Source organism: Algibacter sp. Ld11 (genome assembly GCF_045066735.1).
GTDB lineage: Bacteria > Bacteroidota > Bacteroidia > Flavobacteriales > Flavobacteriaceae > Algibacter.
Genome location: NZ_JBISHH010000024.1, coordinates 331,853 through 344,742 on the forward strand (window position 1 = coordinate 331,853; position 12,890 = coordinate 344,742).

Annotated in this window: 12 protein-coding genes and 1 tRNA gene; 9 read left to right on the top strand and 4 right to left on the bottom strand. The window is 33.2% G+C overall.

The window, feature by feature from the left end:
- Positions 1 to 439: 439 nt before the first annotated feature.
- A tRNA-Asn gene (locus tag ACJJV4_RS11810) sits at positions 440 to 513 on the bottom strand.
- Between the two features lie 77 nt (positions 514 to 590).
- Complete coding sequence (rseP, locus tag ACJJV4_RS11815; protein WP_405294655.1) at positions 591 to 1,952, bottom strand: RIP metalloprotease RseP; 1,362 nt, start codon at positions 1,950 to 1,952, stop codon at positions 591 to 593.
- 161 nt (positions 1,953 to 2,113) lie between these two features.
- Here rseP and ACJJV4_RS11820 point away from each other — a divergent pair, with 161 nt between their 5' ends.
- From ACJJV4_RS11820 to ACJJV4_RS11840, 5 genes are all read left to right on the top strand, one after another.
- The gene (locus ACJJV4_RS11820; protein WP_405294657.1) at positions 2,114 to 2,782 is read left to right on the top strand and encodes an SCO family protein; all 669 of its coding nucleotides are present in this window, start codon (positions 2,114 to 2,116) and stop codon (positions 2,780 to 2,782) included.
- Positions 2,783 to 2,926: 144 nt separating this feature from the next.
- Positions 2,927 to 3,163: a ferrous iron transport protein A gene (locus ACJJV4_RS11825; protein WP_405294659.1), complete on the top strand. Its 237-nt coding sequence runs from the start codon at positions 2,927 to 2,929 to the stop codon at positions 3,161 to 3,163.
- A complete protein-coding gene (gene feoB / locus ACJJV4_RS11830) occupies positions 3,156 to 5,255 on the top strand; it encodes a ferrous iron transport protein B (protein ID WP_405294661.1) in 2,100 nt (699 codons plus the stop codon). The genes ACJJV4_RS11825 and feoB overlap by 8 nt, the downstream gene beginning before the upstream one ends.
- A gap of 13 nt (positions 5,256 to 5,268) precedes the next feature.
- Complete coding sequence (locus tag ACJJV4_RS11835; protein ID WP_159018689.1) at positions 5,269 to 5,406, top strand: FeoB-associated Cys-rich membrane protein; 138 nt, start codon at positions 5,269 to 5,271, stop codon at positions 5,404 to 5,406.
- A 74-nt stretch (positions 5,407 to 5,480) separates the two neighbouring features.
- Positions 5,481 to 6,359, top strand: a complete 879-nt coding sequence (locus ACJJV4_RS11840; protein ID WP_405294663.1) for a DUF1080 domain-containing protein — start codon at positions 5,481 to 5,483, stop codon at positions 6,357 to 6,359.
- A gap of 1 nt (position 6,360) precedes the next feature.
- Here ACJJV4_RS11840 and ACJJV4_RS11845 read toward each other — a convergent pair whose 3' ends face one another.
- Both ACJJV4_RS11845 and ACJJV4_RS11850 read right to left on the bottom strand, forming a co-directional pair.
- Positions 6,361 to 6,903, bottom strand: a complete 543-nt coding sequence (locus ACJJV4_RS11845) for a hypothetical protein (RefSeq protein WP_405294665.1) — start codon at positions 6,901 to 6,903, stop codon at positions 6,361 to 6,363.
- A gap of 81 nt (positions 6,904 to 6,984) precedes the next feature.
- On the bottom strand, positions 6,985 to 7,641 hold the full coding sequence (locus ACJJV4_RS11850; RefSeq protein WP_405294667.1) for a metal-dependent transcriptional regulator: 657 nt from the start codon (positions 7,639 to 7,641) through the stop codon (positions 6,985 to 6,987).
- 101 nt (positions 7,642 to 7,742) lie between these two features.
- Here ACJJV4_RS11850 and ACJJV4_RS11855 point away from each other — a divergent pair, with 101 nt between their 5' ends.
- From ACJJV4_RS11855 to ACJJV4_RS11870, 4 genes are all read left to right on the top strand, one after another.
- On the top strand, positions 7,743 to 9,992 hold the full coding sequence (locus ACJJV4_RS11855) for a TonB-dependent receptor (RefSeq protein WP_405294669.1): 2,250 nt from the start codon (positions 7,743 to 7,745) through the stop codon (positions 9,990 to 9,992).
- A gap of 41 nt (positions 9,993 to 10,033) precedes the next feature.
- Positions 10,034 to 10,939 (top strand): metal ABC transporter solute-binding protein, Zn/Mn family, encoded by a 906-nt coding sequence (locus tag ACJJV4_RS11860; RefSeq protein ID WP_405294671.1) that lies wholly within the window; start codon positions 10,034 to 10,036, stop codon positions 10,937 to 10,939.
- Between the two features lie 228 nt (positions 10,940 to 11,167).
- On the top strand, positions 11,168 to 12,142 hold the full coding sequence (locus ACJJV4_RS11865; RefSeq protein WP_405294673.1) for a phosphotransferase: 975 nt from the start codon (positions 11,168 to 11,170) through the stop codon (positions 12,140 to 12,142).
- A complete protein-coding gene (locus ACJJV4_RS11870) occupies positions 12,139 to 12,876 on the top strand; it encodes a metal ABC transporter ATP-binding protein (RefSeq protein WP_405294675.1) in 738 nt (245 codons plus the stop codon). Before ACJJV4_RS11865 ends, ACJJV4_RS11870 begins: the two co-directional genes overlap by 4 nt.
- Positions 12,877 to 12,890 lie beyond the last annotated feature (14 nt).

Sequence of the window (12,890 nt, forward strand, 5' to 3'; positions counted from 1 at the left end):
TCAGTTGATAAACAGTTGTTTAGTCTTTTGTGTGTGTGGTGAAAAGCACTTGAAGTGTTCTGAAAGAAGTTGCTTGTAAAAATATTACTTAGCTTATATAAGCTGTTTTTTCTAATTGATGTTTACTGTTCCATTTTTTAGGGTTTACAAATTATTATGTAGAGAAATCTTTTCTAATAATAGGTAATTCTATACCAAACAGAACCCAATCCTTTAGGGTTGGTTTTGTATACTAAATATAGGGTGTTTTATTCGTGATTTTTAAAACTTCTGTGGCAAACCTTCAAAAAATAATAGTACACCGAATTGTATGCCTTTTGATTTAATCAATGAGGCAATTTGACTTTTAGAATAAAACGCAGAAATACTGTAATTGTAGAAGTTTACAGGAACCTATTAAAAACAAAAAAGTCTAACATTTCTGTTAGACTTAATTTTGCTCCTTCTCTTGGGCTCGAACCAAGGACCCTCTGATTAACAGTCAGATGCTCTAACCAACTGAGCTAAGAAGGACTGTGCTATTTTGCTTAGCGGTTGCAAATATAGAACTTTATTTAAATGCCGCAAACATTTTTTTAATTTTTTTTAAATTATTTATTGTTTAACCATTCTGTTACTCCTTTGTAAACATCGTTCCCGTTTGCAAATAGTACTAGTGCTATTAAAAGAAAGAATCCAACCATTTGTGCATACTCCATAAATTTATCTCCAGGTTTTCTTCCGGAGATCATTTCGTATAGTAAAAACATAACGTGTCCACCATCTAATGCAGGAATAGGAAGTAGGTTTAAAACGCCTAGCATAATAGATAAAAACGCTGTAATACCCCAGAATACTTGCCAGCTCCAAAAGCTAGGAAATATATCATAAATAGCTTTAAAGCCACCTACGCCTTTGTATGCGCCTGTGCTAGGTGTAAAAATGGCTTTAAACTGTGTGATGTAAGATGATATTTTTTCACCTGTTTTTTCTAATCCTACCGGAATAGCTTCAAAAAAGCCGTATTCTTTAGTTTCAAATTTGTAATAATTTAAAGCTTCTAGCGTAGAATATGTAGATTGTGGTGCATAAACTAAGCCTAATTTCCCATCGCTACTAATATTTAATGGTAAGGTTGTTTCTTTATTATCTCTTAGTATAGTTGCTGAAATTTGTTGTCCTTTAAATTTATCTAAACCAGCAGTAACTTGGTCAACATATTTGGTTTTGTAATCATTTAAACCAACAATAATATCTCCTTTTTTAAGTCCGCTATTTTTGTTAGCCGAGGTGTCAGGAACTTCAACTACAACAAAAGGCATTCTTAAATTAATAAATCCTTTTTCTTTAGAGTCTATAAGTTGTGCTAAAAAATCTTGTGGAAATGTAATAGTTTTTTCTTGTCCGTTACGCTCAATAGTTATTTCTTTTCCGAAAAGCACTTTTTCAGAAACTTGAGAATAATCTTCAATTTTTGTTCCATCTACGGCAATAACATTATCACCAGTTAGAAGCCCTGCATTGTTGGCAACACTACTTTGTACTAGTAAACCATCTTGAATATTTTGTACAGGTAAAATTTTATCACCATAAAAATAACTCATGCCAATATATATTACTACAGCTAAAACAAAGTTTACAGTAACACCACCTAGCATAATAATTAATCGTTGCCAAGCCGGTTTAGATCGAAATTCCCATGGTTGTGGCTCTTTTGCCATTTGCTCGGTATCCATACTTTCGTCTATCATACCCGAAATTTTAACATAGCCACCAAGAGGTAACCAGCCAATTCCGTATACAGTATCTCCAATTTTTTTCTTAAATAAAGAAAACTTTACGTCAAAAAATAAGTAAAATTTTTCTACTCGCGTTTTAAAAAGTTTTGCAGGAATAAAATGCCCTAATTCGTGTAAAACAATTAACAGCGAAAGACTTAGCAAAAACTGCGATATTTTAATAACAAACTCCATATGTTTTTCAATCAATTTTTTAGAATCGCACAAAAGTAAGCTTTTAAACCAACTTTAAAAAAGACAATCAAACAAAGCCATTGGTTTTAACAGGAATTTAGGCTTCACTCACAATGGGCTTATCTAAAATATCTCGTATTTTTGTCTAAAATTTATAGATAATGGGCTCTATTTTTAAAGAATATAAGATTTTCTTCATTGTTTTTGGTGTTATTTCCGTGGTTATTGTGTCTTTAATTTATAACACATTAAACGTTTACCAACCATTACCAATTTATCAGCCCGCATCGGTAAGTGCAGAGTTGGTAGATAGCACACTTCAGTATCAAAAAAAATATCATAAAATTGCCGATTTTGCTTTGTTAAATCAAAACGGTAAAACCATAACACAAGACGATTATAAAAATAAAATATACGTTGCCGATTTTTTCTTTACAACCTGCCAAACTATTTGCCCGATAATGACGGACCATATGGTTAAAATTCAAAAGAAAATTATAAATGATGATGAGGTGATGTTACTTTCTCATTCTGTAACCCCGGAAATTGACACCGTAGCACAATTAAAGCGCTATGCTGAAAAGAAAGGAGTGAACGATAAAAAGTGGAATTTAGTAACTGGTGATAAAAAAGAAATTTACGACTTGGCTAGAAAAAGTTATCTGGCTGTTAAAGATGCCGAATTTGGTGGGCCTTACGATATGGTGCATACCGAAAACTTTATGCTTATTGATAAAAAACGGCAAATTAGAGGTTTCTATGATGGCACTAATGAAGAAGATATTAACAGGCTGCTAAGTGATATTTCAATTTTAAAAGAAGAAGAATAAGTGTTCTTCGCCATGTAAATTGGTGCAAAACTGAAAGCTGTTGGTTATAATTACGACTTAAAAACCTCAAACTATTTTCGATAAACTTTTTAACTTCTAAACATTTACATTACTTTTGCTTCTTTAAAATCAATCTAAATAAGCTTGCAATACACTATAGCACATTTAAAAAGAGGCGAACGCGGTGTTATTACCGATGTTTCATCTAAAAATATCCCACTAAAATTATTAGAAATGGGGTGTTTACCAGGGAATTTTGTCGAGTTAATTCAGCTTGCTCCTTTTCAGGACCCAATGTATTTAAACATAAATGGGTCGCATGTAGCTATTAGAAAAGAAACAGCTTCGCATATTTTAATTGAAAAAGTAGCCTATGAGTAAGCAAATAAACGTCGCCTTAATAGGTAATCCAAACACGGGTAAAACTTCAGTTTTTAACGCTTTAACAGGTTTAAATCAGAAAGTTGGAAACTATCCGGGTATCACGGTAGAGAAAAAAGAAGGTGTTTGTAAGTTGCCACGTGGTGTAAAAGCGCACATTATTGATTTGCCAGGAACGTATAGTTTAAATGCGTCGTCGCTTGATGAAAGTGTGGTTATCGAGTTGCTTTTAAATAAAAATGATAAAGACTATCCAGATGTTGCTGTTGTTGTTAGCGATGTAGAGAATTTAAAACGAAATCTTTTAATTTTCACTCAAATAAAAGATTTAGAAATTCCGACGATTTTAGTAATAAATATGTCCGATAGGATGAAATACAAAGGTATTTCATTGGATATTGATTATTTGGAAAAACAACTTCAAACTAAAATTGCACTAATAAGTACGCGTAAAAAAATAGGGGTAGATAGGTTGAAAGAGCTTATTGCTAATTACAGAGATTTATCGATAACACCTTGTTTAGATCCATCGGAAATTGATAAGCCTTATTTCGATGCCTTAAGAAAAGCTTTTCCTAATCAATTAATTTATAAGCTTTGGTTAGTAATTACTCAAGATGTTAATTTCGGAAAAACCGATAGAAATGAAATTGATGCCATAGCAAGTTTTAAAACAAAAACAAGTGGCGATTTAAAACGTTTGCAGCAGCGTGAAACTATAAAGCGTTATCAGTTTATAAATAATGTACTTAAAAAAGGAAAAACTATAGATGTTTCTCAGGCTAAAGATTTACGGTCTAAGCTCGATAGAATTTTAACTCACAAAGTATGGGGTTATGTTATTTTCTTTTTTATTCTACTTACTATTTTTCAAGCAATTTACGATTGGTCTAGTGTACCAATGGATTTAATAGACGGAGCTTTTGCATCGTTAAGCGAGTGGGTAAAAACCACATTGCCACCTGGTGCTTTTACTAATTTATTAGCCGAAGGTATTATTTCTGGTCTGGGCGGAATTGTAATTTTTATTCCACAAATTGCCTTTTTGTTCCTCTTTATTTCTGTTTTAGAAGAAAGTGGATATATGAGCCGTGTGGTATTCTTGATGGATAACATTATGAAGCGTTTTGGCCTTAGCGGAAAAAGTGTTGTGCCACTTATTTCTGGTACAGCTTGTGCAATTCCAGCTATTATGGCAACGCGAAATATAGAGAGCTGGAAAGAACGATTAATTACAATACTAGTAACGCCATTTACAACCTGTTCGGCGCGTTTACCGGTGTATTTAATTATTATTTCGTTGGTTATTCCAGAAGGACGTTTTTTAGGTTTGGGCTATCAGGCATTAACGTTAATGTTGTTGTATTTACTCGGTTTTGTTTCCGCTGTTATTTCAGCATACATTCTAAATAAAGTGCTTAAAATAAAGAGTAAATCTTTCTTCGTGGTAGAAATGCCTAACTATAAATTGCCGCTTTTTAAAAATGTTGCGCTTACGGTTATCGAAAAAACGAAGTCTTTTGTATTTGGTGCTGGTAAAATTATTTTAGCGATTTCTATCGTGCTCTGGTTTTTGGCGTCTTATGGGCCAGGCGATAATTTTAATAATGCGGAAGAAATTATAAAAACTGAAAACGTTGCTAATAATTTATCTGACGATGAATTACAACAAAAAATAGCTTCGCATAAGTTAGAGCATTCCTTTATTGGTATTGCCGGGCATGCCATCGAACCTGCTATTAGACCTTTGGGATACGATTGGAAAATTGGTATTGCTATTGTAAGTAGTTTTGCTGCTCGTGAGGTTTTTGTTGGAACATTAGCTACTATTTATAGTGTTGGTAATGATGATGAGGACACTATTAAGAATAGAATGGCTAAAGAGGTTAATCCTGTTTTAGGAGGGCCGTTGTTTACGTTGGCATCAGGAATTTCTCTGCTTTTGTTTTACGCTTTTGCAATGCAATGCATGAGTACGTTAGCTGTAGTGAAAAGAGAAACTAATAGCTGGAAATGGCCAGTTTGGCAATTAATAATCATGACGGCAATTGCTTATATTACAGCTTTAATTGCTTTTCAATTATTGAAATAAAAACTAAAAGAAAATGAACACTATAATTCAAAATATACTCGTTTTTGCAGCCGTAGCTTTTGCGGTTTGGTCTTTGGTTAAAAAATACTTTGTAAAGAAACCAAGTGCTAAAAAGGCCTGCGGTGGAGATGATGGTTGCGGCTGTCATTAAAACAGATTCATAGAGTAAATATTACTTACTTTTTAAGAATATATCTATATTTGGCTAAACTAAATAAGCCAACCATGCATTCTAAATTCAAGTACATTTCCCTATTTTTAATTTTAACAAGTTTAACCGTAGCGGCTCAAAAAAACTCTAAAACCATTTATTTACTGGATAAGGATTTAAGTCAGTTTGAAAAATGGATAGGAGTTCCACATGCCACTGTTACCAATCTGCCTGAAGGTACATATCAATCTGATAATGTGCATAACGGTACCGCTTTAGGTTTAAACAACGATATTAAAGATGTTTTTACGGTTACAGAAGAAAATGGAGAATTAATATTAAATATTAGTGGGGAAATTTTAGGAGGAATAAATACTAAAAAAGACTACGAAAATTATCATTTAAGTACCTTGTTTAAATGGGGTGATAAAAAATGGGAACCAAGATTAGATGCAAAACGCGATAGTGGTATTCTTTACCATTGTTATGGCGAACAAGGGGCTTTTTGGAAGACCTGGAAAACATCTCTAGAATATCAAGTACAAGAAACAGATTTAGGAGATTTTATTCCTTTAGGAGGTGGAACTGCGAGTCCTAAAAGAGGTAAGCCAACTGCTGTAGTTAGAGGTGAATCTAAAAAGTATAATCGAAATTCCGATGCGTATTTTGAGGCAAACGGATACATTAATGCGGGATCAGAGCACGATGTACCTCATGGTGAGTGGAATCTTTTAGAGATTTATGTATTAGGGAATAATGCAGTGCACGTAGTAAATGGCCATGTCGTTATGGTTGTTGAAAACGCAAAAAACGATACAGGTGAAATTTTAGATAAAGGCCAAATTCAAATTCAATCGGAAGCTGCTGAGTGTTACTACAAAGATTTAACCTTAACCTCTATAAAAAAGTTTCCTAAAAAAATTAGAAAGCAAGTCCGTTTTAAAAAGAATTAATTTATCGTCTTAATAAAGCTTCTAAGTAATTGCTTGTATTTAAGTATTCTAATCGCATCTGTTTTAAATATTTTAAAACGGATGCTTGATGTGGGCTTTTGGGTTTTAGGCAATCATTCATGTCTTCATCATTTACGGTAATGGCAATATACCAGTTTCCGTGTCTCGATGCGTAACTGTCCTCAAATAGATGGCTGTGACCGCCGTTGTCTAATTTAGCGTCAATTATAATAGGGATAAGATTGATGGTTTTGTCTGGAATCTCTACTTCGTGAAACGAAAAATAAAATAGTGTACCATCAACTTCAAAAGGAACATTAAATTCTACATCTTGGTGTTGTAATTCATGTTTCGTATTTACATAATTATAAAACTCGTTGGCGTTTTTTGGGTCTTCAAAAATAAAAGCTTGGCGCTTGGGTAGCTTACGTTTAAATTTTTTAGCAACCATAACTTTGTCGGTTTCAATGGTTGGAGCAATGCGCACCGGAATGCAAGAAAAACATAATACTGTAACAACAAAAACGAGTAAAAACGACTTCATATTTTGAATTTTGAATATTTAAATTGAATCAAAATTCGTGCCTCATGTTAATTTTGTAATATTTTTTTTATAAAGTAGAGGTTAGCCGAGTTTTACAAATAAATTATTAGCTATTATATTCGAAATTATAAATTCTGAATGATTTATAGCAATAGTGATGGAGTTATCAAAAGGCTCTTTATGGGTTACTTTTAGCTCTGTGCCTAAGGCTATACTATGTTTATCTAAGTATTTTAAAAATTCTGAAGAAGAATCTTTAACGCCAACACAAATACAAACATTATTAACTTTAGCTTGCGATAATAATATTTTATCTATGCTTTGTATTCTTCCATTTTCATCCGGAATTGGGTCGCCATGTGGATCGTGAGATGGGTATTCTAAAAACGCATCTAATTGCTTAATAAGCTTCTCCGATTTTATGTGCTCTAGCTGTTCTGCAACATCATGAATTTCATCCCAGGAGAAGTTTAATTTTTCAGATAAAAACACTTCCCATAATCTGTGTTTCCTAACAATGTTAACAGCAATAAGTTTTCCTTCTTTAGTTAACGTAACGCCTTGGTATTTTTTATAATCGGCATAACCTTTTTCAGAAAGCTTTTTAACCATATCAGAGGCAGAGGAGGCTTTAGTTTCCATCTCTTTAGCAATAGCATTTGTACTAACATTATTTTCGCCTTGCTTGCCTAAGTGGTAAATAGCTTTGATGTAATTTTCTTCCGTAAGGGTGACCATAATGTTTTTTTAGAGATGTCACAAAGATATAATAATTAAAACTTTAAAAATATTTTTAGACTTGTCTAAAAATATTTTTATATTTGTCAAAAATAAAAAACATGAGAAACCTAATATTTGTACTTTTGTTTCTATTAAGTTATGTGGTAAGCGCGCAAACTATAACGGGAAAAACATCTACAAATGGCGATGCATTACCGTATGTAAATGTATATTTAAAAGGAACTCAAAAAGGAGCAGTTTCTAATGATAACGGCGTGTTTAATTTTAAAAATGTTACACCAGGAAAATATACTATCATTGCCTCATTTACAGGTTATCAAACACAAAAGAGAAATATAATTGTATCTCAATCAAAAGATATAACTATCAATTTTAATTTGCCAGAATCTGAATTATTAGATGAGGTTGTGGTAACAGGAACATTAAAGGCTGTTTCTAGATTAGATAGTCCTGTGCCTGTAGAAGTTTATTCTACCGCATTTTTAAAGAAGAATCCAACACCTAATATTTTTGAAGCACTACAAAACGTCAATGGTGTGCGTCCGCAAATAAATTGCAATGTATGTAATACTGGAGATATTCATATTAATGGCTTAGAAGGGCCATATACTTTAGTTTTAATAGATGGTATGCCAATTGTAAGCGGACTTTCTACGGTTTATGGTTTATCAGGAATTCCAAACTCTTTAATAGAACAAATTGAAATTGTTAAAGGTCCTGCATCATCTCTTTATGGAAGTGAAGCTGTTGGCGGACTTATAAATATTATTACTAAGCTGCCTGAAAATGCACCTCGTTTTTTTGCTGATACTTACGGTACTGGTTGGGGTGAGCTTAATTTAGATTTAGGATTTAATACTCGAGTTGGAAAAAAAGCAAACTTGCTTTTCGGAGTTAACTACTTTAACTACAATAATCCTATTGATAATAATGGTGATAATTTTACAGACTTAACACTTCAAAATAGAATATCAGTTTTTCAAAAATGGAACTTTAAACGTAAAGAGAATAGAGTGTTATCTATTGCTGGTCGTCTTTTTTATGAAGATCGTTGGGGTGGAGAAATGCAATGGAACTCTTCTTTTCGCGGAGGAGACGAAATTTATGGAGAGAGTATTTATACCAAACGTGGCGAAATTTTAGGAAAATATCAACTCCCTATAAAAGAAAAAGTGATGTTCCAGTTTTCTTATAACGATCATGATCAAAACTCTGTGTACGGTGATGTAGAATATTTAGCACGTCAAAAAATTGGTTTTGGTCAATTTACATGGGATAAACCACTCAAAAATCATGATTTACTTTTTGGAGCCGCAGTAAGATATAATTATTATAACGATAATACTCCGGCAACAGTAACAGCCGATGAGGTGGTTATACCTTCGCTTTTTGCTCAAGATGAAATTAAACTTAGCGAAAAGCAAACCTTATTATTGGGCGCACGTTATGATTATGATGAGAGACATGGAAGTATTTTTACGCCTAGAATAGCCTATAAGTTTAAGCCAACCGAAAATGATGTTTTTAGAATAAATGCAGGCACAGGTTTTCGTGTAGTAAATATTTTTACAGAAGAACATGCGGCGCTTACTGGAGCAAGAGATGTTATTATTGCGGAAGAACTAAAGCCTGAACGTTCTTTTAATGTAAATGTAAACTATCTAAAAAAAATGTATACAAAATCAGGGATGATTATTGGTCTCGATGCTTCTATTTGGTACACGCATTTCTCAAACTTAATAACGCCAGACTACGATACAAATGCCACGCAAATAATTTACGATAATCTAGATGGAACGGCCGTAACAAAAGGAGTTAGTTTAAATATAGATGCTGTAATTGCAAGTGGAGTTAAACTTTTAATTGGTGGAACAATTCAAGATGTTTCTCAAACAGAAAATGGTGTTAAGGCGCGCCAAATACTTACCGAGCGTTTTACAGGTACTTGGGCGGCATCATATAAAAATTATAAATACAATGTAACATTAGATTATACGGGTAACGTTTACGGACCAATGCGATTACCTTTATTGGGAGAACTAGATCCAAGAAGTGAGTATTCGCCTATTTGGAGTATCCAAAATATACAATTAACCTACGATGGTATTGATAATTTAGAAATTTATGGAGGCGTAAAAAACCTATTAAACTGGACGCCAAACAAAGGTAACCCGTTTGTTATTGCCCGAGCCAATGATCCGTTTGATAGAGAGGTAACATTCGATGCAGAAGGTAATGCTCAAGCCACACCAAATAATCCTTATGCATTAACTTTCGACCCTTCTTACGTTTATGCGCCAAACCAAGGAATTAGAGCGTTTTTAGGGTTAAGATATGCATTTAAATAATTCGTTACTTTTTTTAGTAATTTCACAACAAATTAAAACACATGAAAAAATATATTTACATACTGCTTATAAGCTTAATTGCTTTTAGTTGTAAAAGCGATAAAAACACCAATCAAAAACTCAATATTGTTACCACAACATCCATGATAACCGATTTGGTTAAAAATGTGGCAGGTAATGAGGTAAATGTAGAAGGTTTAATGGGGAGCGGTGTAGATCCGCATCTTTACAAAGCCAGCGAAGGCGATGTAACGAAGCTATCTGGTGCCGATATCATTTTTTATAATGGTTTGCATCTAGAAGGTAAGTTAGTTGAGGTTTTCGAGAAAATGCACAATATTAAAACGGTGGCGCTTTCCGATGCTGTCGATAAAAGCACACTTATTGGTTCAGAATATTTTGCCTCAAATTACGATCCGCATATTTGGTTTAATACCGAATACTGGATTCAAATCACCCAATTTGTAGCCGATAAATTATCTGAAGCTATTCCGGAAAAAACGGATGTATTTCAGGCCAACAGTGCCAAGTATATCACCGAGTTAAAAGCGTTGCAAGTTAGTTTAAAAAGCACTATTGAAACGTTGTCAAAAGAGAAACGAATTTTAGTAACAGCTCACGATGCCTTCAATTATTTTGGTAAAGCATATGGTTTTCAGGTGCGCGGTTTACAAGGTATTTCTACAGCAACAGAAGCCGGTGTGCAAGATGTTCAAAAGTTATCGGCCTATATAATAGAAAATAAAATTAAAGCCATTTTTGTAGAAAGTTCAGTGCCAAAGCGTACCATAGAAGCATTGCAAGCGGCTGTAAATTCAAAAGATCATAATGTAGATATTGGAGGTTCGCTTTATTCCGATGCGCTGGGTAGTGCAGGAACTCCCGAAGGCACGTACATCGGTATGTTTAAATACAATGTAAGTACCATAGTAAATGCTTTAAAGTAATGTGTTTTTTAGAAGCTAAACCTGCTATTCACTATATCTTTTTTTAGTGAAAGTTGGTTTTATTAGTTTGCTTAAGCTTAAAATAAAGGCCCGTTAATAAAGTAAAGTAAGTCATAAAAAAAAGGATGCCGCTGCTATCAGGGCTAAACCATCTGCTAGGGCAAGTGTAAAACGTAAATTAAAAGTAAATAGTAAAGTCTATTCAAAGGTTCAAAAATAAATTTAAAGATGAATGTATTTCCTGTTACAACATCAACCATATCGGCGAAAGCCCTAGAAGAATTCACTAAAAATCAATATGAGCTGGATGACAGTTATATTTGTACGTTGTTTAGAACAGGGATGAACCATACCTATTTTATTTCCAACGGAAAAAACAAATACGCACTTCGAGTTTATTGCTACAATTGGCGCACTAAAACAGAAATAACAGAAGAATTAGCCCTTTTAAATAGACTAAAAAGTAATAATTTAAACGTTTCTGCACCAATACTTGATAAAAATAAGGCTTACATACAAACTATAAAAGCGCCAGAAGGCATTAGGTATGCCGTATTGTTTTCGTTCGCAGAAGGTGATAAAATTAGGTTTTTAAATACAGATGCTTGTTTTGCTATTGGCAAATTAATGGGTAAAATGCATAATGTAACTCAAGAAAAAACAATAGGGAGAATTACATATAATAAAAAATCACTTATAGAATTACCATATCAAAAATTAAAATCATACTTTTCAGAGGCTTTACCAGAAATGAAATTTATTAAATCTGTAGAAAATGTTTTTCAAGATTCAGCTTTTGAAAACACGCGCAAAGGTTTGGTTCATTTAGATATTTGGTACGATAATATGAGTATTGCCAACCAAAAAGATATCACCTTATTCGATTTTGATTTTTGTGGCAACGGATCGCAGATTTTAGATATTGGTTATTTTTGTAAACAACTGTTTCATATAGAAATGGACAAAGAAGAATACGAAATAAAAAAGGAACGTTTTTTAGAAGGTTATCAAAGTGTAAATACAATATCCAAAAAAGAATTGATACTATTGCCAAAAGCAGGGTTAGCAGTTTTTGTGTTCTATCTTGGTGTGCAAGCTCAAAGATTCGATTGGTCTAATATTTTCCTCACAGAAAATTATCTTAAAATGTTTGTGGGAAAATTTAAATCTTGGAGCGATTATTATAAAATTGAAAACAAATGAAAAAAAATATAGCAGTTCAGGTTGACGATTTAACGGTAGCTTATAACTATAAGCCTGTGCTTTGGGATATCGATTTAGAGATTCCTGAAGGTGTACTAATGGCTATTGTTGGGCCTAATGGCGCAGGAAAATCAACACTTATCAAATCTATTCTAGGAATTTTAAAACCAATTGCTGGTAGTGTGTCAATTTTTGGTAAGAGCTATGAAAAACAACGCCATTTGGTAGCTTATGTGCCACAAAAAGGTAGTGTTGATTGGGACTTTCCTACTACAGCTTTAGACGTTGTAACTATGGGGACTTACGGGAGCTTGGGTTGGATTAAACGTCCTGGTCAAAAAGAAAAAAAAGAATCTTTAGAAGCTTTAGAAAAAGTAGGTATGTTAGCCTTTAAAAATAGACAAATAAGTCAGCTTTCTGGAGGGCAGCAGCAACGTATATTTTTAGCGCGAGCTTTAGTGCAAAACGCATCAATTTATTTTATGGACGAGCCGTTTCAAGGTGTAGATGCTACTACGGAAATTGCTATAATTAATATTCTAAAAGAACTACGAAAAGCTGGAAAAACAGTAATTGTTGTGCATCACGATTTACAAACGGTTCCGGAGTATTTTGATTGGGTAACTTTTTTAAACGTGAAAAAAATTGCCACAGGTCCAGTTAAAGATATTTTCAACGACGATAATTTAACTAAAACCTATGGTATAAATTATAAAGTGAGTATTCAGGAATAATTATAGTGCTTGTT